The following is a 19,676-nucleotide window of genomic DNA, read 5'->3' as shown; positions in this document are numbered from 1 at the left end:
TTTTCCCTAGTCGGCCCTCCCTATAATCCGTCGGCTTTCATCTATTCAAAATAAAAGGGATGCAATGAAGAAATCGGCATTGGTTGGCATCGTCGTCGCGCTGGGCGCGGTCTGGACCGGCACGGCTTGGTACACGGGCCAAAAGGCCGAAGCATTCGTCAAGCAGGCCATCGAGGACTCGAACGTCGAGCTCAAGAAGGTCGCCGACAAATGGGGCATCAATGCCGTCGCCGAGCTGGTCTCGTTCGACCGCGGCGTCTTCACCTCGACGTCCCGCTACCGCATCAAGTTCACCACGCCCGCCGCCGAAGGCAAGCCCGCGCAAGAGCGCGACGTGGTCTTCATCGAGCACCTGAGCCACGGCCCCCTGCCGTTCTCCAACCTGAAGTCGGGCAAGTTCATGCCGGCCATGGTGGCCAGCGACTTCGCGCTGGAAGAAAGCGAGACGGTCAAGGAGTGGTTCGCCGCCGCCAAGGGCGCGGTGCCGCTGTCGGGCCACTACAGCGTCAGCTACGGCAAGGACATCACCGGCACGTTCAACATGGCCCCGGTCGAAGTCGCCAAGGACACCACCAAGCTCGTGTTCTCGGGCATGAAGGGCGACTTCGATTACGCCACTTCCACCAAGCGCGGCATCTTCGACGTGGCCGTCGACAGCCTGGAGCTGTCGGGCCCGTCCGACAACAGCGACATCACCGCCATGGCGGTCAAGGGCATCACCCTGACCAGCGACCTGAAGCCGGCCGCCAATGAGATGTACGTGGGCAGCCAGAAGGTGACGCTCAAGGACTGGACGATCACGTCGCGCGAAAAGCCGCCCGTCCAGCTCAAGGACACGTCGATCGCCGTGGACATGACCGAGAACGGTGCGGCCATGGGCGCCAAGATGGCCGTCGACTTCGGCATGATCAACGTGCAGGCCAAGGACATGGCCGGCCTGAAGCTGGTCATCGACGCGCAGAACATGGACTCCAAGGCACTGAAGTCGCTGAACGACATCTATGAGGCCGCCTCGCGCCGCATGCTGCAAAGCAAGGGCGAAGAGCAGACGCCGCAATTCACGGACGAAGAAAAGGCCTTGATCCAGACCAACGTCGAGCAACTGCTGGCCGGCAACCCGACGCTGGCCGTCGCGCCGCTGGAAGTGCGCACCGCTAACGGTACGTCGACGTTCAACCTGGACATGGCGCTGGTCAAGCCGGCCCAGCTGGAAGGCGACGCGTCCGACATGGCGGTGAAGGCCCTGAAGAAGCTGGATGCCAAGCTCGTGCTGTCCAAGGGCAACCTGGCGGACCTGATGGCCATCGAACCGCAAATGCGCGGTGTGGCGGCCGAACAGGCCGCGCAGACCGCCAAGGGCCAGGTTGAAATGGTCGGCACCATGGCCACGGCAATGGGTCTGGGCAAGATCGAAAACAACAACATCGTCTCGTACCTGAACTACGCCGACGGCCAGGTCGACTTCAACGGCAAGAAGATGCCGCTGCAGCAGTTCCTGATGATGGCGATGGGCGGCGTGCTGGGCGGCATGCGCTAAGCTGCCGCAACACGATTGGCACGCCGCGATTCTCTCGGCGTCGCCTGCGACGGGCTGTCCTTGCGACAGCCCGTTTTTCTTTATGATCGCCCCTTGCGGCAATCACGGCGTATCTCAAACGGACAGAGGCATCATGAACAAGCGGATCGTGGCGGGTGGCGTGGTGTTGGCGGTGGTGGCCGCGGCGTGGGTCGGCACCGCGTGGTACACCGGCAAGCAGATCGAAGCCCGGCTGGCGCAGGATGTGCAGGCGTTGAATGCAGAGGCGCAGCGCCTGAGTGCAAAGCTGGGCGTGCCCGTGACGCTCGAACTGCAATCGTTCGAACGCGGCGTGTTTTCGTCCGATGCGCGGTTCGGGGTGAAGGTCAACGTGCAGTCCGGACGCAAGCCGGCCGAAAAGACATTCGCGTTCACGAGCAAGATAGAGCACGGTCCGTTTCCCGCCTCTCGGCTTGCGTCTGGCGCTGTCGCGCCCGTGATGGCGGCGGGCCGGCTGCATATGACGGAGACGCCCGACGCAGCCGCCTGGTTCGCGGCCGCGGGTGGGTCGGCGCCGGTGACGGCGAACTTCCTGATCGCATATGACCGCGACTTCTCGGGCGATCTGGCGCTGGCGCCGGTGAAGTATGCCGACGCTCCGATCACGTTCGACTTCTCGGGCTTGCAGCTGCAGGTCAAACATGCCGGCGACGGCACGCACGACACGGTGTCACTCGCCGTCAACAAGGCCTCGCTGACCGAAGTGATCAGGGGCAATCCCAACACGCTGACCCTGGATGATCTGGCGGTGTCGCATGAATTGTCCGGCACCGCGGCGTCCTCCACGAGCAGCTCGACGCTGACGGTCAAGCAATGGGCGTCCGATATGGACAAGCTGCCGCTGGGCCTGAAGGACATTGCGCTGACGCTGGGTTCGGAAGGGACACCTGAGCGCATGGCCGGCAAAATGACGCTCGATGTCGGCAGCATCAGCGTGCGCCACTTGCATGTGGCCAAGCTGCGGATGGAGGCGGGCGGCAAGGATATGGACGTGGCGGCGCTCAAGGCGTTTCAGGACGCCACCACAAGCACGCCGTTGAACGCGAAAAAGGCCGATCCCCTTTCGGGCGAGGGGATGCTTGCCGCGTCGCAAATGTTGAAGTTTCTTCTAGCCCGTCCCAGCTTCACGCTGTCGACGCTGCAGGTCGATACGGCGCGTGGCACATCGACGCTCAGCCTGGATATCGGCCTGGACTCGCCGTCATTCTGGAAACACGACCCCATCGCCGTCGCCAAGGAAGTCGTGCGCAACCTGAGCGTGCGGCTGAAGCTGTCGCCGGAAAACCTGGCCGACGTGATCGCGGCGCGGGCGGAACTGAAGGGCGCCACGCGTGAGGCGGCCCGGTCGGCGGCCGAGCGGGAAGCCGCAGGGCTGCGCGGCCTGGTCGCCGCAACGACCTGGGCCCGTATCGAGGACGGCGTGATCCAGTTCGAGGCGGACTACCGCGATGGTCAAGTCGACATCAACGGCAAGCGCATCCCCGTCGAGATGTTCCTGGGCCAGATGTTCATGCGCAATTCGCTGGGCGCCGCGCCGGCGCCCTGAGGGTCAGAACGGCAAGGCCCCCGCCGCAAGTTCGCCGTTGCGCAGCACGGCGACGTGAAACCGCTTGTCGGCGGCCTTCATGATGTCTTCGGCGGGGTCGCCCTGCACCAGCAGCAGATCGGCCACCTTGCCCTCTGCAATCACGCCGTGCTCGGTCATGCCCATCAGGTCATGGCCGCGTGACGTGCCGGCGATCAACGCGTCCACCGGCGTCATGCCGAACTCCACCATGTAGGCCAGTTCCATGGCGTTCTCGCCGTGCAGGTTGAACGGCGTGCCCGCGTCGGTGCCCAGCGCGATGCGCCCGCCGGCCTTGTAGTACATCTGGAACGACTCGCGATGGCGCTGCTCCACCGCGCGGGCCTTTTCCACCGCGTAGGCGGGAATGCCGTTGTCGGCGTTGGCGATGATGTTGCGCACGGCGGCGATGGTCGGCACCAGGTACGTTTCGGCTTCCAGCATTTCGCGCAGGCAGTCGTCGTCCATGAAGATGCCGTGCTCGATCGAATCGATGCCGGCGCGCACCGCGTTCAGGATGCCCTGCGTGCCTTGCGCGTGACTGGCCGTGCTTTTGCGAAAGCGCTTGGCCTCGTGCACGCCCGCCTTCATTTCGTCGAAGCTGTAGTGCGCATCCATGGGGCTGACGCCCGGCGTCATGACGCCGCCCGTGGCCATGATCTTGACCAGGTCGCAGCCGGCGTGAACCTGTTCGCGCACGGCCTTGACCACTTCCTCGCAGCCGTCGGCCACGCGGCCGATTCGGTTGCCGTGGCCGCCCGTCATGCAGATGATGCGGCCCGAGGCCTTGATGGTGGGGCCGGGAAACACGCCGCGCGCGATGGCGTCGCGCACGCCGAATTCCAGATAATCCTTGCCGCCGCAGTCGCGCAGCGCCGTGACGCCGCCGCGCAGGCTGGCCTGCGCGTTCTCCAGCGCGGTCAGCGTGATCTGCGCGGGTCCCTGCTTGCTCAATTGCGCATTGGGGTCTGCGCCGCCCGTGTAGACCAGATGGACGTGGCAATCCGCCAGGCTGGGCATGAGCGTCATGCCGGTGGTGTCGACCCTTGCACCCGCGTAGCCCGAGAACTCGCCCGCAGGCGCCACGCGGGCCACGCGTGCGCCCTCCACCAGCACGCCGTGGTGGGGAAGTGTCTTGCCCTCCCCGTCGAAAACCTTGCCGCCGATGAAGAGGGTTTGCCGTGGCTCGCTCATGTCAGTGGACTCCGTTGGCGCGCGGTCTCAACCCACCACGTCCAGCCCTTCGCGGGACATGGATTGCAGACGAGGCATCAAACCGAGCAGATGTTGGCTGTAGGGATGCTGCGGGTGTTCGAACAAGGTTTCGGTCTCAGCGACTTCCAGCAGTTCGCCGTGGCGCATCACGCCGACGCGATCGCACATCTGCCGGATCACCGGCAGGTCGTGGCTGATGAACAGCATGGTCAGGCCAAGCTCTTCCTGCAGGTCTTTCAGCAGGTTCAGGATCTGCGCCTGGATGGAGACGTCCAGCGCCGACGTGGGCTCGTCGCAGATCAGAAAACGCGGCCGCGTGGCCAGCGCCCGTGCGATGCAGATGCGCTGCCGCTGACCGCCGGAGAACTCGTGCGGAAAGCGTTCCGCGGCGCGGTCTGCGAGGCCCACCACGTCCAGCAGGTCGGCCACGATGCGGCGCGTCTCGGCTTCGCTGGCGGCAAGCTTGTGGAAGCGGATGGGCTCGGCCACGATGTCCAGCACGCGCATGCGCGGGTTCAGCGACGAGAACGGATCCTGGAAGATCATCTGGATCTGCCGCCGGAATGGATTGAGTTCCTTCTCGCCCTTGAGCGCCGTGAGATCGGTGCCGCCGAATGTGACCGAGCCTTCGCTGGGCGTGTACAGCCCCGATATCAGCCGCGCCACGGTCGACTTGCCCGAACCGGATTCGCCGACCAGACCGAAGACCTCGCCTTCGCCGATGGACAGATTCACGCGCTTGACCGCGTCCAGCGTGCGCTGGTTGCGCTTGAAGAAGGCGCTCTTGAGCACAAAGCGCATGGACAGGTCGCGCACCTGCACCAGCGGGCCTTCCGTTCGCTTGCCGAAGTCGCGGCGCTGGCCCAGCCAGTGCGTGGCCAGGTCCAGCGGCTGCGCAGGCGTGCGCACGGATTCGATATAGGTCACCAGCGGAAAGCGCTTGAGCTTGATGTCCGGACGCGGCACGGCCGAGATCAGGCTGCGCGTGTAGGCGTGGTCGGGGTCGCCAAGAATCTTGGCCGTGGGGCCCTGCTCGACCAGCTTGCCGCGATACAGCACCGCCACGCGGTCCGTCACATCCGCGATCACGCCCATGTCGTGCGTGATGATGATCATGCCGACCTGTTCTTCGCGGCACAGTTTCTTGAGCAGATCCAGGATCTGCGCCTGGATCGAAACGTCGAGCGCGGTGGTGGGTTCGTCGGCGATGATGACTTCAGGCTCGCAGCACAGCGCCAGCGCAATCACCACGCGTTGCCGCATGCCGCCGGAGAACTGGTGGGGATACTGCTGCACGCGCAGCTCGGGCTGGTCGATGCCGACCTGCGCCAGCAGCTGCACGGCCCGTTTCTTTGCGGCGTCGTGCGTCAGGTCCAGATGCACCTGCATCGTTTCCACCAGCTGGCTTTCGACGGTCTGCAGCGGGTCTAGCGAGGTCAACGGATCCTGGAAGATCATGCCGATGCGTCGGCCGCGCACTTTGCGTTTCTGTGCGGGCGTCAGCGTGTCGATGCGTTCGCCGTTCAGCAGCACCGATCCACCGGCCAGCCGTCCCGGCGCTTCAAGCAGGCCAATGACCGCGTTGCCGATGGTGGACTTGCCCGCACCGGATTCGCCCACCACGCCCAGGATCTCGCCTTTTTCCAGCGAGAGGGAAACGCCGTCCACTGCCACCAGCGTGCCGCGGCGGCTGGGGAATTCGATCCGGATGTCATCAATGTTCAGCAGGGCCATGGCGTCCTCAGCGCAGCTTGGGGTTGAGCGCGTCGCGCAGCCAGTCGCCCAGCAGGTTGACTGACAGCACCAGCGCCACCAGCGCGATGCCGGGGAAGATCGAGATCCACCACATGCCCGAAAACAGATAACTGTTGCCGATGCGGATCAGCGTGCCCAGCGACGGCGCGGTGGGCGGCACGCCCACGCCCAGGAACGACAGCGTGGCCTCGGTGATGATGGCGATTGCCAGATGAATGGTGGCGATGACCAGCACCGGCCCCATGACGTTAGGCAGGATGTGGCGGCGCAGGATGGTGATGGGGCCAATGCCGATCAGCTTGGCCGCCTGCACGTATTCCTTGTTGCGCTCGACCAGCGTCGAGCCGCGCACCGTGCGCGCGTACTGTACCCAGCCGGAGATCCCGATGGCAAAGATCAGCACGTAGAGCGCAAGCTGGTCGTGCATGTCGCGCGGCAACAGTCCGCGCGCCACGCCGTCGATCAGCAGCGCGACCAGGATCGCCGGAAACGAGAGCTGCACGTCGGCGATGCGCATGATGAAGCTGTCGACACGCCCGCCCGCGTAGCCGCTGATGAGCCCGAGCGTCACGCCCAGCACCATCGAAAACAGCACCGAGGCAAAGCCGACCAGCAGCGATACACGGGATCCATACATCACCGCCGACAGGATGTCGCGGCCCTGGTCGTCCGTGCCCAGCAGAAAGTCGGGGCTGCCGCCTTCTTCCCAAGCCGGCGGCGTGTTGGCGTCCATGATGCTCAAGGACGCGAGATCGAATGGATTGTGCGGCGCCACGAGCGGCGCGAACAGCGCGCCCAGCACGATGACCAGCGTGACGACCGCGGCGATGATGGCGCCGGGCGAGCGTTTGAAGCTGTGCCACAGGTCGCTGTCGGCGGCGCGTGTGAAGAAGGGAGCGATGCGAGCAATCATGGGGTAAATCCTTTATTTGCTCTGCACGCGCAGACGCGGGTCTACGGCGAAATACAGCAGGTCGACAACTAGGTTGATGACCACGAACATGAACGCGATCAGCACCAGGTAGGCCGCCATGACCGGGATGTCCACCATGCTGATGGCCTGGATGAACAGGAGACCCATGCCGGGCCACTGGAACACCGTCTCGGTGATGATGGCGAAGGCGATGATGGAACCGAGCTGCAGCCCCGTGATCGTGATGACGGGCACCATCGTGTTCTTGAGTGCGTGCCGGAAATTGATCAGCCGCTCTGGCAACCCACGCGCCCGAGCAAATTTGATGAAGTCGGCACGCAGCACTTCCAGCATCTCGGCGCGCACCAAACGCATGATGAGCGTCATCTGAAAGAGCGCCAGCGTGATGGCGGGCATGATAAGCGCCAGCCATCCGGATTTGGTGAGAAAGCCCGTAGTCCACCATCCCAGGCTGACGACATCGCCGCGCCCGAAGCTGGGCAGCCATCGCAGCTGAACGCCGAAGAACAGAATGAGCAGGATGCCGATCAGGAACGTGGGCAGCGAGATGCCCGCCAGCGAAATCGCCATGAACGCCTTGGACAGCACACCGTGGCGCTTGAGCGCGGTGTAGATGCCCATGGGGATACCGAGCGCCAGCGCCATGACGGCGGACACGAACGACAGTTCCAGCGTGGCCGGCATGCGCTCTTCGAGCAGGTCGCTGACCGGGCGGCGGTGCCGGTACGACATGCCGAAGTCGCCCTGCACCGCGTTGATGACGAAGTGGGCGTACTGCACGACGAAGGGATCATCCAGGCCGAGCTGTTCGCGCAACTGGGCGCGCTGTTCGGGCGTCGTGTCCTGTCCCACCATGCTGGCGACCGGGTCGCCCACGTAGCGGAACATGGAGAACGCGATCAGCGCCACCGTCAACATCACGAGCACCGACTGAAACAGCCGCTGCGCAATAAAGGAAAGCATGTCAGGAAGCCCTCTGGTTCGGACGGCGCCGGGCCGCGTTCCGCGCGCGAAGCGGGAATTGGGGGCTGGGCCGGGCGCGTCCGGGCGGCGCGTGCCGCCCGGGGTTGCATCACGCGCTGCTTACGGCAGCACGACGTCGCGCAGGTCCAGCACGTCGTCGGCGCGCTGGGTGACGGTGACGTTTTCCTTCACGCCCCACGACATGGGCTGCTGGTGCAGCGGCAGGTAGCCGAAGTCGCTGCGCACGATGCCGAAAGCTTCCTTGATCATCGCGTTGCGCTTGGCCTGATCGGTTTCGACGCCGATCTTGTTGGTCAGCTCGTCCACCTTCTTGTTGCAGTAGCCGCCCAGGTTGAACTGGCCGGCGGCCGTCTTGGCGTCGCGGCACGAGGTCAGGTTCAGCAGCGTGTTGTGCGCATCGGTGGAGCTGGGCGTCCAACCCAGCATGTACATGCTGGTCTGGTTGCCGGCCTGCAGCAGGATCTTGCCGAAGTACTTGGACTTGGTCTGCGCCAGCAGGTTGATCTTGATGCCCACGCGCGCCAGCATGCCGGCCACGGCCTGGCAGACCTTTTCGTCGTTGACGTAGCGGTCGTTCGGGCAGTCCATCGTCACGGTGAAGCCCTTGGGATACCCGGCTTCGGCCAGGAGCTTCTTGGCGCGTTCAGGATCCGGTTTGTACGGCGCGCCGAACGATTCGTCGTAGCCGTTGATGGACGTGGCGATCAGCGAGCCCAGCGGCTTGGCCGCGCCGCGCATGATCTTCTCGTTGATGGCCTTGGTGTCCACCGCCAGCACGACGGCCTCGCGCACGCGCACGTCCTTGAAGGGGTTCTTGCCCTTCACGTCGGAGAACAGCAGCTCGTCGCGGTCCTGGTCCATGCCGATGAAGATGGCGCGGGCTTCGGGCGCGGTCAGCGGCTTGACGCCCTTGGCGTCTTCCAGGCGCTTCCAGTCCTGCACCGGCACGGGCTGCACGACGTCCATCTCGCCCGAGATCAGCGCGGCCACGCGCGTGGCTTCTTGCGTGATCGGCTGGAAGACGACTTCGTCGATGTTGGTCTTGATGTTCTTGTTCCAGTAGCCGCCGTAGCGCTTGAGCACCGTCTTCACGTCGGGCTGGCGCTCGGTCAGCATGAACGGGCCGGTGCCGTTGGCGTGCAGGTTGGCGTAGTTGCCCTGGTTGTCGCCCTTGACGTTGGTGGCCTCGGTGGTCTTGTTCTTTTCCGCCCAGTTCTTGCTCATGATGTACAGGAACACCCATTCGCGCGGCAGGATGGGGTTGGGCGTGGGCGTGGTGACTTCGATGGTGTAGTCGTCCACCTTCTTGATGTCGCTGGCCTTGGCGCCGTAGCCCTTCATGTCCGAGCCGGGCGTCAGGCTGCGCTTCCACGAGAAGATCACATCGTCGGCGGTGAACGGCGAACCGTCATGGAACTTCACATCCTTGCGCAGCTTGAAGACCCATTTGGTGGGCTCGGGGTTCTCCCAGCTTTCCGCGAGCAGCGGCGTGAGTTTCAGATTGCCGTCGTAGCCGGCCAGCGTTTCGTAGATGTTGCCCTGGAAACCCAGCGTGAAGGTCTCGTTCAGGGCCATCGGATCCATCGACGTGGCGTCGCCCTGATACGACCAGTGCAGCGTTTTGGCGGCTGCGCCGGCGCTGAAGGCCAGCGAGGCGGCCACGGCAGCGGCCAGCGCCGCCTGCTTGAAGTGGGGAAAAGTACGCATAGCCCTCATGCTCCGTGTGGTGCGCGGATCGCGCGACAGAAGTGACAGGGCCCCGGCCCCAAGGGGATCCGGGGCATGGCGTTGCTGCTTACGACGATGGAAGGATGGGGGCCGGGCGGCGCGCGGCGCGAACTGCGCGCAGGCCGTGGTTGGCGATGCCGGTAATCACTGCGCAGGACTTCGACTTCACGATAGACCGACCCCTTGTGATTGGCATGACGGGGACGGACCCGCGCCGATGCAGATCGAATCTTATCGACGCATTCGTTTAAGCGTCAATTGCTTTGGGTTGGGGTTATCACGCGCTTGCCGGATGCCGTGAATGGTGCGTCCTGCGGGGCACGCGGGCCGCCGGTCATTCGGCCGGGAGCGGCGTGGATGCTAGGGTTTTCGCCAATTCGTGCAGCATGCGCTTGCGGCGGTCGCTGTCTTCATAGTGTTTACCCAGGGCCGACCATTCGGGGCGGCTGCGCGCTTCCTTCAACGCGTCGGGCAACGGGCCCTTGCGCCATGCATCATCGGCGGGAAGGTCCAGGCGCAATGGATCGCGGGCCGCGTGGCCACGGCGCTCCAGTGCCTCGATCAGCTGCCGTTGGCGCAAGGCGAGCAGGCGCAGCACGGCATCGTCGACGCTGATCTCGCGATAGCCGCGCAGCTTGCCCGCGACGCGCTTGCCCAGCTTTTCGACGCCTTGCCACAAGCCACCCGCGGCCGCGCCGATCAGCATGCCGGTGCCCAGGCTCAGGCCCGCGCTCATCAGGTCCACGGCGGCGCCGGCCATGGCGCCTGCGGCCGCGCCCATGCCGACCTGCACGCCCATGTCCTTGAGCGCCTGCGGGTGAAAGAGATCCATGCCCCAGCGTTCGCCCTGCAGGGGCAACGCGTCGTCGGTGTAATCGGTGGCGCGGAAGTTGTACAGCGCGAGCAGCGCGTTGACGCAGGTCTGTTCGCGCTGGCGCACCTGATCGCGTAGCTGGCTGGACGCGGCGGCCAGCGCGGCTTCATCGCTTGGACTCGACAGGTGCAGCGCAGCCACGTCGATGAGCAGGTCCGCGACCAGCTCGTAGGCGGCGGCGTGGCGTTCGCGGCGCTGGGCGGCAAGGCTGTCCGACAGCCGGGCCAGCGCGCCGGCGTGGCGATCCAGCAGCACGCCGAGTTTGGCGTACAACTGCTGTTCGCCGTCGAGCGGCGGCGCGACGGTATCGAACTCCACCACGGCGTGCAGGCCCAGTCGTGCCATGGCATCGCGCCATTCGTCGGCGCGGTGCGCGGGTGCGTTGACGAAGTTGAGGACCGGCAGCAGGGGCCGGCCGCACGCGGCCAGGATGGCGAGTTCATCGCGATGCTTGCCCAGCACCGGATCGCGGGCGTCGATGACGTACAACGCGGCATCGCAATCGAGCATCTTGGTCAGGACGCGCGCCTCCTGTTCGTAGCGGCCGTGCGCTTCGGGCGTGTCCAGGAAACGGCGGATGCGCGCCGGGCCGTCCAGCCGTTCGCCGGGGCGGTCCAGCCGTTCCAGGTATTCCAGCAAGGCGATGCTGTCTTCCATGCCGGGCGTGTCAAACCATTCCAGCACGGGCCGCCCGTCCAGGCGCAGGCGCGCGCCTTCGACGTGACGCGTGGTGCCGGGGCGGTCGGCCACTTCACCAAACGTCGTGTCGCGGGTCAGCGTGCGCAAGAGCGACGTCTTGCCGGTGTTGGTGTGACCGACGAGGGCGATCTTGATGAGCGGGTCAGCCATGACCGGACTCCAGCCAGGTGAGCGGTGCACTGGGCGCCTGCAGGATGGCATCGGTGGGCAGGCCCAGCGCCAGCAGGCGGTCGCGCCAGAGGCCGGCACGGGTTTCGGCAGACGTGTCGTCGCCGGCGCGCGGCGTGATCAGCCAGACGCGCGTCTGTCCCGCGTGGGCCGACAGGTCCGCCACCAGCGACAGCGTGCCCCGGTCGGGCGTCTGGCGCGCGTCGCAGGCAATCAAAAGACGCGAGGCCGCCGATTGGGCCAGCGCATCGAGCACGCGGTTGCGTTCTTCGCGGGTATCCAGGTTGCCGGCCTGGCGGATGGTGCTGGGCACATCCGCGGGCGGCCAGGTCAGGTCCGCGGGCAGCTCCAGCGCCAGCAGCACGGGCTGCCCGCCCAGGCCGTCCAGCGCCGGGGCACGGACCCGCGGTTCGTGCAGCGGATCGACGGGGCGGTCGATGCCGGTGGACAGCGCGGGCGGTTCAAGCCGGTCGCGCAGGGGCGAGAAACCGGCCAGCGCGGGATCGATGTGCACGCGTCGCAGCGCGCGCAGCGTGGCGGCGACGCACAGCGCGCCCGCGATCAGGCGCGGCACGATGCCGTAGACCACCAGCACGCCGATCAGCCAGAGCGACCATTGCGCCTGCGCGCCGGCCGGCAGGACCTGCGTGCCGTCGCTGGCGCGGATCGTTTCGGCGTCGGGCATGGGAAAGCCCAGATGCGCGGGCAGCCAGCCGATGACCTGCGTCAGCCAGACGAAGGTGTCGGGCGCGAGCAACGTGGTGGCCCAGATGAAGCGGTAGCTGGCGGTGGACAGCACGGCCAGCAGCGTCGCGAGCGCGGCGCACAGCGCGGTCAGCCACAGCAGATGGCTGATGCTGCCGAACAGGCCGCGCAAGGCGCCGGCGCGTGACAGCAGATTCAGGAAGGCCTGCGGCACCAACGCGCCATCGGGTCCGCGCGCCAGCTTGCGCGTTGCCCATAACCAAAGCCGCCCAAAGCCGGTTACGGCCCCGGGCCGCAGCAGAAAGCTTGCCAGCCACAGCAGAAAGGTCAGCGCATGCAGCCCCAGCAGGGCACCCACAGCCCACAGCACGTTGACGGGCCGCGTGCCATCGCCCAGCGCGCCCATGGCAGCCGCGGCGCCGGAAACCAGCGCCAGCACAAACAGGGCGGCCAGCATGGCCGTGGCGCTGCGGCGCCAGGCGTCGACGAGGGGATTGAGGTTTTCGCGTTGCGCCAGCAGCGCGGCGCGGGCCAGGATGCGCGACGGCAGGTCGGCATCGAGTTGGCGCACCTGGCGCACCGCCTGCGCGTCTTCGAGCGGCCCCCAGTGCGTTTCGCGCAACCGGATGAGTTCGGCCAGCCAGTGCGCGCGCAAGGGGCGCTGACCGGCGCTGTCGATGAGGGGGGAAGTATCGCGAGAGGTCGGAAGCGGCATCGCGTCGGAGCAGGCGGGAGGGGGCCGGGTGAGCCGCTAGGGCGATGCGCCATTGTAGACCGCGCGCTGCGGCCGGCATGATGCCGGATGGGCGGTGTCAGTGCCGGGCGTGCGCACTGCGGTACTGGCCCGGCGTGACGCCGATGGCGTCCCGGAAGACGCGGGCCAGGTGGCTGGCACTGCCAAAGCCGCAGGCCTGGGCAACGCTGGCGAGGTCGCCCTTGCCGGCCGCCAGCAGGTGTTGGGCGCGGGCCAGACGCCTGCCCCGTACCCAACCGTGGGGCGGCTCGCCGAACGAGGCGTGGAACATGCGGGCGAAGTGATACGTGGACAGCGCGGCGACGCCGGCCAGCTCGTCGAGCGTCAGCGGATCGGCCAGATGCGCGTCCACGTAGTCCATCACGCGGCGGCGCACGCCCGGCGCCAGGCCGCCGCGCGCGGGCTGCGGCGTTTTGCGCGCCACGCCCTGCATCAGCAGATGGTGCAACACGGTCTCGGCCGCGCTGCTGGCGGCCAGCCGGTCGGCGGGTTCGTTCCAGTCCGCGCCCAGCAGGCGGCGGCAGACGTCGATCAGCGAGTCGTCCTGGATGTAGGTGCGGTCGCGCAGTTCGAGGGTGCGCGGTTCGCAGTCCAGCCGCATGACGGCTTCGCGCGCCAGCCGTTGCGGAGCGATGTACAGGTGCAGGAAGCGCACATTGTCGTTCATGCTCCAGCGGGAATGGTGCTCGGCGGGCAGCACGCAGAATTTGCCCGCGCCGCCATGCAGCGAGTCCTGGCCCACGCGAAACGACCGGTCGCCGCCGTGCAGGTACAGCGACAGCGTGTGGTGGCCGGGCGTTTCGTAGCCCAGCGTTTCGCGGGCGGTGCGCGACCACTGCGAGATCGCCATGCCCTCGCCCAGCGACGTGGCGCGCTGCAGCGTCGCGGTCGAGCGCGACAGCGTGCGGAATACGGAGAAATCGGCCGGGGCCGTAGCGGTGTTGCCCATGGGAAGGAATGCTACTGCGTTCGCGCGCGCGTGACGCGCCCGATCCGGACAAAAGCGCAAGAAACGGCAATTGCGGCGTGGCTCGGGGGCGCACACTGGATGCACGGTGCGCCAGGTGGCCGCCGGTGTCCGAATCGGCTCTCAGGGCTGCTTTACCGCGTCCCTCGCATCATGAATCTTTTCCTGTATCTGCTCACCGTCCTGATCTGGGGCACCACCTGGATCGCCATCAAGCTGCAGCTTGGCGTGGTGGCCATTCCCGTGTCGATCTTCTACCGTTTCGCGCTGGCGGGGCTGCTGCTGTTCGTGACGCTGCTGGCGATGCGCAAGCTGCAGAAGCTGGACCGGCGCGGCCACTGGCTGTGCGTGGGTCAGGGCCTGTGCCTGTTCTGCCTGAACTTCCTGTGCTTCTATTCGGCCACGCAATGGATTCCGAGCGGCCTGGTGTCAGTCGTGTTTTCGGCTGCCACGCTGTGGAACGCCCTTAACGCGCGGATCTGGTTCGGCACCCGCATCTCGCCGCGCATCATGGTGGCCGGCGCGCTGGGATTCTGCGGCCTGGTGCTGCTGTTCTGGCCGGAACTGGCGGGCCAGGAGGCCAGTCACGAGACGCTGCTGGGGCTGGGCTTTGCGCTGCTCGGCACGCTCTGCTTTTCCACGGGCAACATGCTGTCGTCCCTGCAGCAGCGCGCCGGCATCCGGCCGCTGACGGGCAATGCGTACAGCATGCTTTATGGCGCGGCGATTCTGCTGGCGGGCTGCGTGGTTGCCGGTCTGCCGTTCGGCTTCGATTCCTCGCCGGCCTATGTGGGCGCGTTGCTCTATCTGGCGGTGCTGGGGTCCGTCGTGGGTTTTACCGCCTATCTGACGCTGGTCGGCCGCATGGGGCCGGCGCGGGCCGCCTACTGCACGGTGCTGTTTCCGGTCGTGGCGCTGAGCATATCGACCGTCGTCGAAGGCTACCGCTGGACGCCCTACGCGTTCGCCGGCCTGGCGCTGGTGATGCTGGGCAACCTGCTCGTGTTCACGAAATGGTCGCCGTTTTCGAAGCGGGCGGGCGTGGCGGGCAGGATCGCGTAATGCGGGCCGCAGGCGCCGCCGCGCAGTCGTACGCGGGCGGCTCGATCCAGCACCCGTTATGAGGCCAGCTTGCGCAGGGCTTCCAGCAGCCGGTCGATCTCGTTGCCGCTCGTCAGATAGCTCACCGATGCGCGTGCGACCCGGTCCAGGCCGCGGGCCTGCATGTCCAGCGGGGTGTAGGGCACGCCGTTGCTGCCGATGGTGATGCCCTGCGCGGCCAGCGCGCGTTGCACGTCGACCGCGTCGTGTCCGGCGAGGTTGAAGGCGACCAGCCCGGATTTGTCGCGGCCCTGGTCCAGCACCGACACGCCGGGAATGGCCGCCAGTTCGGCGCGCAGCGCCTGGGCGTTGGCGTCGATGGTCGCCCGGATCGTGTCCAGGCCCACATCCAGTGCTTCGCGCAGGGCATTGGCAAGGCCGCAGCGCAGCGCCAGCGAGTTCTCTGCGGATTCCAGGCGTGCGGCGTCGGCGCGGAGCATGGGCTCGCCGTCAGTGCCCAGCGGCGCGGAATGCGTGTCCACGAAGGCGGGCGTGAGCCGATCCAGGAAGTCGCGCCGCACGTACAGCAGCCCCGTGCCGCGCGGTCCGCGCAAGGCCTTGCGGCCGGCGCCGCTCAGGACGTCGCAGCCGACCTCGCGCACGTCGATGGAAAACTGACCCACCGCCTGCGCGCCGTCCACAAAGTACGGAATGCCATGCTTGCGCGCCACGCGTCCGACGGCGGCGGCGGGGTTGATGAGGCCGCCGTTGGCGGGCAGCCAGGTCAGCGCGATCAGCCGCACCCGGTCGTCCAGCATGGCTTCCAGCGCCTCTGCGTCCACGCAGCCGCTGTCGTCCGACGGGATCGTTTCCAGCGTTGCGCCCGCGCGCTGCGCAATCAGGCGCATGGCGGCCAGATTGCCGCCCCATTCGTGGCGGCCGACCAGAATGCGATCACCGGGCCGCCACGCCGGCAGCGCCGCAAACGCGGCGCCCCAACCCGGCGAGTTGCCGCCCGTCAGCGCGATTTCCTCGATCTGCGCATTGAACAGCTGCGCGGCCAGCGTGCGGGCCGCTTCGATAAGATCGCGCGCCGCCACGCCCGCTTCCATCGGCCCCTGCGCCGCTTCGCGCTTCAAATGCGCATGAATGGCCAGCAGCGTGGCTTCTGACGGCAGCGATGCGCCGGCGTGATTGAAGTGCACCGTGCTTTGCGCGCCGGGCGTGAGGGCGCGCAGCGCCTGGACGGCGCTCGGGGTCAGGGGGGCGGTCATGGCGGTTCCTGTTGTGGCTTTCAGTCGGCAGGCATCAGGCCGGGGTCAGCGCGATCACGGCCTCGACTTCCACCGACACGCCTTGCGGCAACGCGGCGACGCCGACGGCGCTGCGGGCATGGCGTCCCGCGTCGCCGAACACCTCGACCATCAGGTCGGACGCGCCATTGGCGATGGCGCTCTGGCGGTTGAAGTCCGGCGCGCTGGCAACGAACACGCCCAGCTTGACGACGCGCGCCACGCGATCCAGGCGGTCGCCCGTGGCGGCGGCGATCTGCGACAGGATGCCCAATGCGCTGGCCCGTGCCGCCTCGACGCCGTCGGCGTCCGACACCTGATGGCCCAATTGGCCCAGATAGGCCGCCTTGCCGTCCTTGCGCGAGATCTGGCCAGAGATATAGAGCAGGTTGCCATCCTGGACGAAGGGCACGTAGTTGGCGGCCGGCGCGGCGGCCGCTTCCAGGACCAGGCCAAGTTCGGCAACGCGGGCGGAAATGCTTTGGGTCATATCGGATCACCTATGAAGAAAGGGAAAGCGCGTCTTGACGCTTCCCCGATGCTATCGGCCGCGGCGCGGCATGACCAATCAATTCTTGCTTGGCACGTATGAGTAAAACTAATACGTGTCAGACACCCGTGGATTGGGTTGCCGTCTGCGCCAGCCAGTCGTGCAAGGCCTGGACGGGTTCGCTGAATGCGCCGCGCGGCGTGACGAACCACCAGCCGATGCGCGGATCCTCCAGCACCGCACCGGGCAGCGCCTCGACCAGCGCCCCGTTCGCCAGGTGCGCGGCGATCAGCCGTTCCCGGCCCATCGCCAGGCCCTGCCCTGCAAGCGCGGCCTCGACGACGATGTTGTAGTCGTGCAGGCGCACCGTGCGCGCGGCGCCCAGATCCAGCCCGTACCGGTGCGCCCAGGCGTCCCATTCGAACTGCTGTCGCGCATGCGAGACCAGCAGCGGGTGGCGCAGCAGGTCTGCGGGCGTTTTCGGCCGCTTCCTGCCCGCCACCAGCGCGGGCGCGCACACGACCGACAGGCGTTCCGTCATCAACAACGTGCTGCGCACGCCGGGCCAGCCACCGCGACCATAGCGGATCGCGGCGTCGACCTCGCCGCCCGCCACATCCGCCAGCGCGATGTCGGGCTGCAACTGCAGATCGATGTGGGGATGCGCGGCGGCAAAGGCGGGCAGGCGCGTCGCCAGCCAGCGCGTGGCGAACGACGCCAGCAAGCCGATCCGCAGCGTGTGGCGCGCGGGCTCTGGCGCGCGCAGTTCGTCGGTGCCCTGGCGTAGCAGCTCGAATGCCGCGTGCACGTGGGCGTAATAGGCCTGGCCCGCGTCGGTCAGCGCAACGGCACGCGTGCGCCGCTCAAAGAGCGCCACGCCCAGTTCCTTTTCCAGCCGCTGGATGTGATGGCTGATCGCGCTCTGCGTGACGAAGAGCTCTTCTCCGGCCTGCGAAAAGCTCAAGCGCCGCGCGGCGGCCTCGAAGGCGCGCAGGGAGACCAGAGGCGGCAGGGATCGCGAGGAACGCATTGTTGTGCGGGGATGGAAGGTGCGGCAGATCCGGGTGATGCTACGCGATGCGCGCGGGTTGGCAACTCGTGCGCCATCCCGCGCAAGCCGCCGCGCCCCAATGCAAAAAGCCCGCAAACAAGTTGCGGGCTTTTTTAAGGGTACTGCGGTACTGCAAATTCTTGGCTCCCCGAGCTGGGCTCGAACCAGCGACCTGCGGATTAACAGTCCGTCGCTCTACCGACTGAGCTATCGGGGAACAGGTAGAGGGGGCGAATTATGCACAAAAAAACGGAAGAATGCAAAGCGGGGCCGAAAAAGCGCGTTTCGGCGGCCGAAACCGGCCCTTTTTTTCAAGCTTGCCGTCAACCCGATCCCGTATGATGGCGCGCAGAGGGCTCGCGACCTCTCTCGATTTTTCTGGGTTCTCATATGTCTTCGTTCGACATTCAATTGCTGCTCACCGCTCTGGTGAGCGTTCTGGTCCTGGTCGCACTGATCGTCTCGCGGATACGCATGCATCCGCTGCTGGCGCTCTTGATCGTGTCGATCGGCGTCGGCTTTGCAACGGGCATGGCCCCGGGCGCCATCGTCAAAAGCCTGACCGACGGCGCCGGCAAGACGTTGGGCGCCGTGGGCGTGGTGATCGCGCTGGGTGCGATGCTGGGCAAGATCCTCGCGGACTCCGGCACCACCGAGCGCCTGGCCAATGCAATCCTGCGCCACACCTCCCCGCGCCTGATTCCCTGGGCCATGACGCTGGTGGCGTTCGTGATCGGCATCCCCATGTTCTTCGAAGTGGGTCTGGTGGTGATGCTGCCGCTGATCTTCAGCGTGGCGCGCAAGCTGGAAAGCCAGGCGCGCTTCAAGGGTTCAGCCTATGTCTACGTAGGCGTGCCGGTGATTTCGGCCCTGGCCGCCATGCACGGCATGGTGCCGCCGCATCCCGGCCCGCTGACCGCCATCGCCACGCTCAAGACCACGGTCGGCCCGACCATGATCTACGGCTTCATCGCAGCCCTGCCGGCCATGATCTTCGGCGGACCGCTGTATGGCGCATTCATTGCCCCGCGTATGACGACGCGGCCGGACGAGGCGCTGCTTGAACAGTTCACCGCCTCCACCGACAGCCCCGCGGGCCAGAATGCGCCCAGCGTCGGCCTGGGCGTGCTGGCGGCACTGCTGCCGGCCTTGCTGATGCTGGTCCATGCCGTGGCCGAAATGCTGCTGCCCAAGGACTCCAGCGTGACGCACGTGGCCGCCTTCCTGGGCAACCCCGTCGTCGCCATGCTGCTGGGCGTGCTGTTCGCGGCAGTGACACTGGTCTTCATGCGCGGCGGCGACCCGGAAAAGCTGCGCGGCGCGCTGGGCCAAAGCTTGAAGCCCATTGCCGGCATCATGCTGATCATCGCTGGCGGCGGCGCCTTCCAACAGGTCCTGACGAACGCCAAGGTCGGCGACGCCATCGTGCACCTGACACATCAATTTGCGTTCCCGCCGCTGATCCTGGGCTGGCTGATCGCCATGCTGCTGTCGGTGTCGACTGGCTCGGCCACCGTCGGCATCGTGGGCGCTGCGGGTTTGCTGGCGCCGCTTGCTGGCGCCGACCCCAACCTGAATTTGCCGCTGCTTGCCCTGTCGATCGGTTGCGGCTCACTGTTCTTCAACTACGCGAATCACGCCGGTTTCTGGATGGTGAAGGAATCGTTCGGCATGACGATGGGTGAAGCCACGAAGACGATCTCGGTCGTGCAGTCGATCGTGTCGGTGGTGGGGTTGGTGATGGTGCTGCTGTTCAATTTGTTGCCGGCGCTGGGATGACGAGGGCCGGGGCAGAGGCGCAGCGGGCGCGCGCCGCCTTCTCATTACCTATGCGGGCGCGTAGTAAAAGAATGCCGATCTGCCCGGTTCCCGGCATTGA

15 protein-coding genes and 1 tRNA gene are annotated in these 19,676 nt (G+C 66.6%); 4 read left to right on the top strand and 12 right to left on the bottom strand.

The features are described from left to right. The first annotated feature begins 64 nt into the window (after positions 1-64). Both KW836_RS02765 and KW836_RS02760 read left to right on the top strand, forming a co-directional pair. Positions 65-1,537: a YdgA family protein gene (locus KW836_RS02765; protein WP_218342388.1), complete on the top strand. Its 1,473-nt coding sequence runs from the start codon at positions 65-67 to the stop codon at positions 1,535-1,537. A gap of 133 nt (positions 1,538-1,670) precedes the next feature. Next, positions 1,671-3,122 (top strand): YdgA family protein, encoded by a 1,452-nt coding sequence (locus KW836_RS02760; protein ID WP_218342387.1) that lies wholly within the window; start codon positions 1,671-1,673, stop codon positions 3,120-3,122. A gap of 3 nt (positions 3,123-3,125) precedes the next feature. Here the strand turns inward: KW836_RS02760 and KW836_RS02755 are convergent, their stop codons facing one another. The 8 genes from KW836_RS02755 to KW836_RS02720 all read right to left on the bottom strand — a co-directional run bounded on the left by KW836_RS02755 (position 3,126) and on the right by KW836_RS02720 (position 13,905). After that, a complete protein-coding gene (locus tag KW836_RS02755; protein WP_218342386.1) occupies positions 3,126-4,334 on the bottom strand; it encodes an amidohydrolase family protein in 1,209 nt (402 codons plus the stop codon). Positions 4,335-4,361: 27 nt separating this feature from the next. Further along, a complete protein-coding gene (locus KW836_RS02750) occupies positions 4,362-6,089 on the bottom strand; it encodes an ABC transporter ATP-binding protein (RefSeq protein ID WP_175137045.1) in 1,728 nt (575 codons plus the stop codon). 7 nt (positions 6,090-6,096) lie between these two features. Beyond that, positions 6,097-7,023: an ABC transporter permease gene (locus KW836_RS02745; RefSeq protein ID WP_175137046.1), complete on the bottom strand. Its 927-nt coding sequence runs from the start codon at positions 7,021-7,023 to the stop codon at positions 6,097-6,099. A gap of 12 nt (positions 7,024-7,035) precedes the next feature. After that, positions 7,036-8,007 (bottom strand): ABC transporter permease, encoded by a 972-nt coding sequence (locus tag KW836_RS02740; RefSeq protein ID WP_056565682.1) that lies wholly within the window; start codon positions 8,005-8,007, stop codon positions 7,036-7,038. Positions 8,008-8,127: 120 nt separating this feature from the next. Further along, positions 8,128-9,735, bottom strand: a complete 1,608-nt coding sequence (locus tag KW836_RS02735) for an ABC transporter substrate-binding protein (RefSeq protein WP_175123932.1) — start codon at positions 9,733-9,735, stop codon at positions 8,128-8,130. Positions 9,736-10,090: 355 nt separating this feature from the next. Next, a complete protein-coding gene (locus KW836_RS02730) occupies positions 10,091-11,479 on the bottom strand; it encodes a GTPase/DUF3482 domain-containing protein (RefSeq protein WP_218342385.1) in 1,389 nt (462 codons plus the stop codon). Then, positions 11,472-12,917 carry a DUF2868 domain-containing protein gene (locus KW836_RS02725; RefSeq protein ID WP_218342384.1) on the bottom strand — a complete coding sequence of 482 codons (1,446 nt, stop codon included), beginning with the start codon at positions 12,915-12,917 and terminating at the stop codon, positions 11,472-11,474. Before KW836_RS02725 ends, KW836_RS02730 begins: the two co-directional genes overlap by 8 nt. 97 nt (positions 12,918-13,014) lie before the next feature. Continuing rightward, positions 13,015-13,905: a helix-turn-helix domain-containing protein gene (locus tag KW836_RS02720; protein WP_218342383.1), complete on the bottom strand. Its 891-nt coding sequence runs from the start codon at positions 13,903-13,905 to the stop codon at positions 13,015-13,017. 171 nt (positions 13,906-14,076) lie between these two features. On the opposite strand from KW836_RS02720, the gene KW836_RS02715 reads away from it, so the two are divergent. Then, complete coding sequence (locus tag KW836_RS02715) at positions 14,077-14,985, top strand: DMT family transporter (RefSeq protein ID WP_175185557.1); 909 nt, start codon at positions 14,077-14,079, stop codon at positions 14,983-14,985. 56 nt (positions 14,986-15,041) lie between these two features. Here KW836_RS02715 and KW836_RS02710 read toward each other — a convergent pair whose 3' ends face one another. From KW836_RS02710 to KW836_RS02695, 4 genes are all read right to left on the bottom strand, one after another. Further along, entirely contained in the window at positions 15,042-16,238 is a 1,197-nt protein-coding gene (locus KW836_RS02710) for an aminotransferase class V-fold PLP-dependent enzyme (protein WP_218342382.1), read from the bottom strand. 34 nt (positions 16,239-16,272) lie between these two features. Then, the gene (locus KW836_RS02705) at positions 16,273-16,746 is read right to left on the bottom strand and encodes a RidA family protein (protein WP_218342381.1); all 474 of its coding nucleotides are present in this window, start codon (positions 16,744-16,746) and stop codon (positions 16,273-16,275) included. Between the two features lie 118 nt (positions 16,747-16,864). Then, positions 16,865-17,776, bottom strand: coding sequence for a transcriptional regulator GcvA (gene gcvA, locus KW836_RS02700; RefSeq protein WP_218342380.1), 912 nt, complete (start codon positions 17,774-17,776; stop codon positions 16,865-16,867). Between the two features lie 162 nt (positions 17,777-17,938). Continuing rightward, positions 17,939-18,014 (bottom strand) — tRNA-Asn (locus KW836_RS02695). A gap of 173 nt (positions 18,015-18,187) precedes the next feature. Between KW836_RS02695 and KW836_RS02690 the strand changes: the two genes are divergently transcribed. Next, positions 18,188-19,576 carry a GntP family permease gene (locus tag KW836_RS02690; RefSeq protein ID WP_175137055.1) on the top strand — a complete coding sequence of 463 codons (1,389 nt, stop codon included), beginning with the start codon at positions 18,188-18,190 and terminating at the stop codon, positions 19,574-19,576. The last annotated feature ends 100 nt before the right edge of the window (positions 19,577-19,676 follow it).

Source organism: Achromobacter sp. ACM05, from assembly GCF_019218915.1.
GTDB classification, from domain to species: domain Bacteria; phylum Pseudomonadota; class Gammaproteobacteria; order Burkholderiales; family Burkholderiaceae_B; genus Achromobacter; species Achromobacter animicus.
The sequence above is the reverse complement of the archived record's forward strand: the minus strand, read 5'-3'. Positions and strand labels throughout refer to the sequence as shown.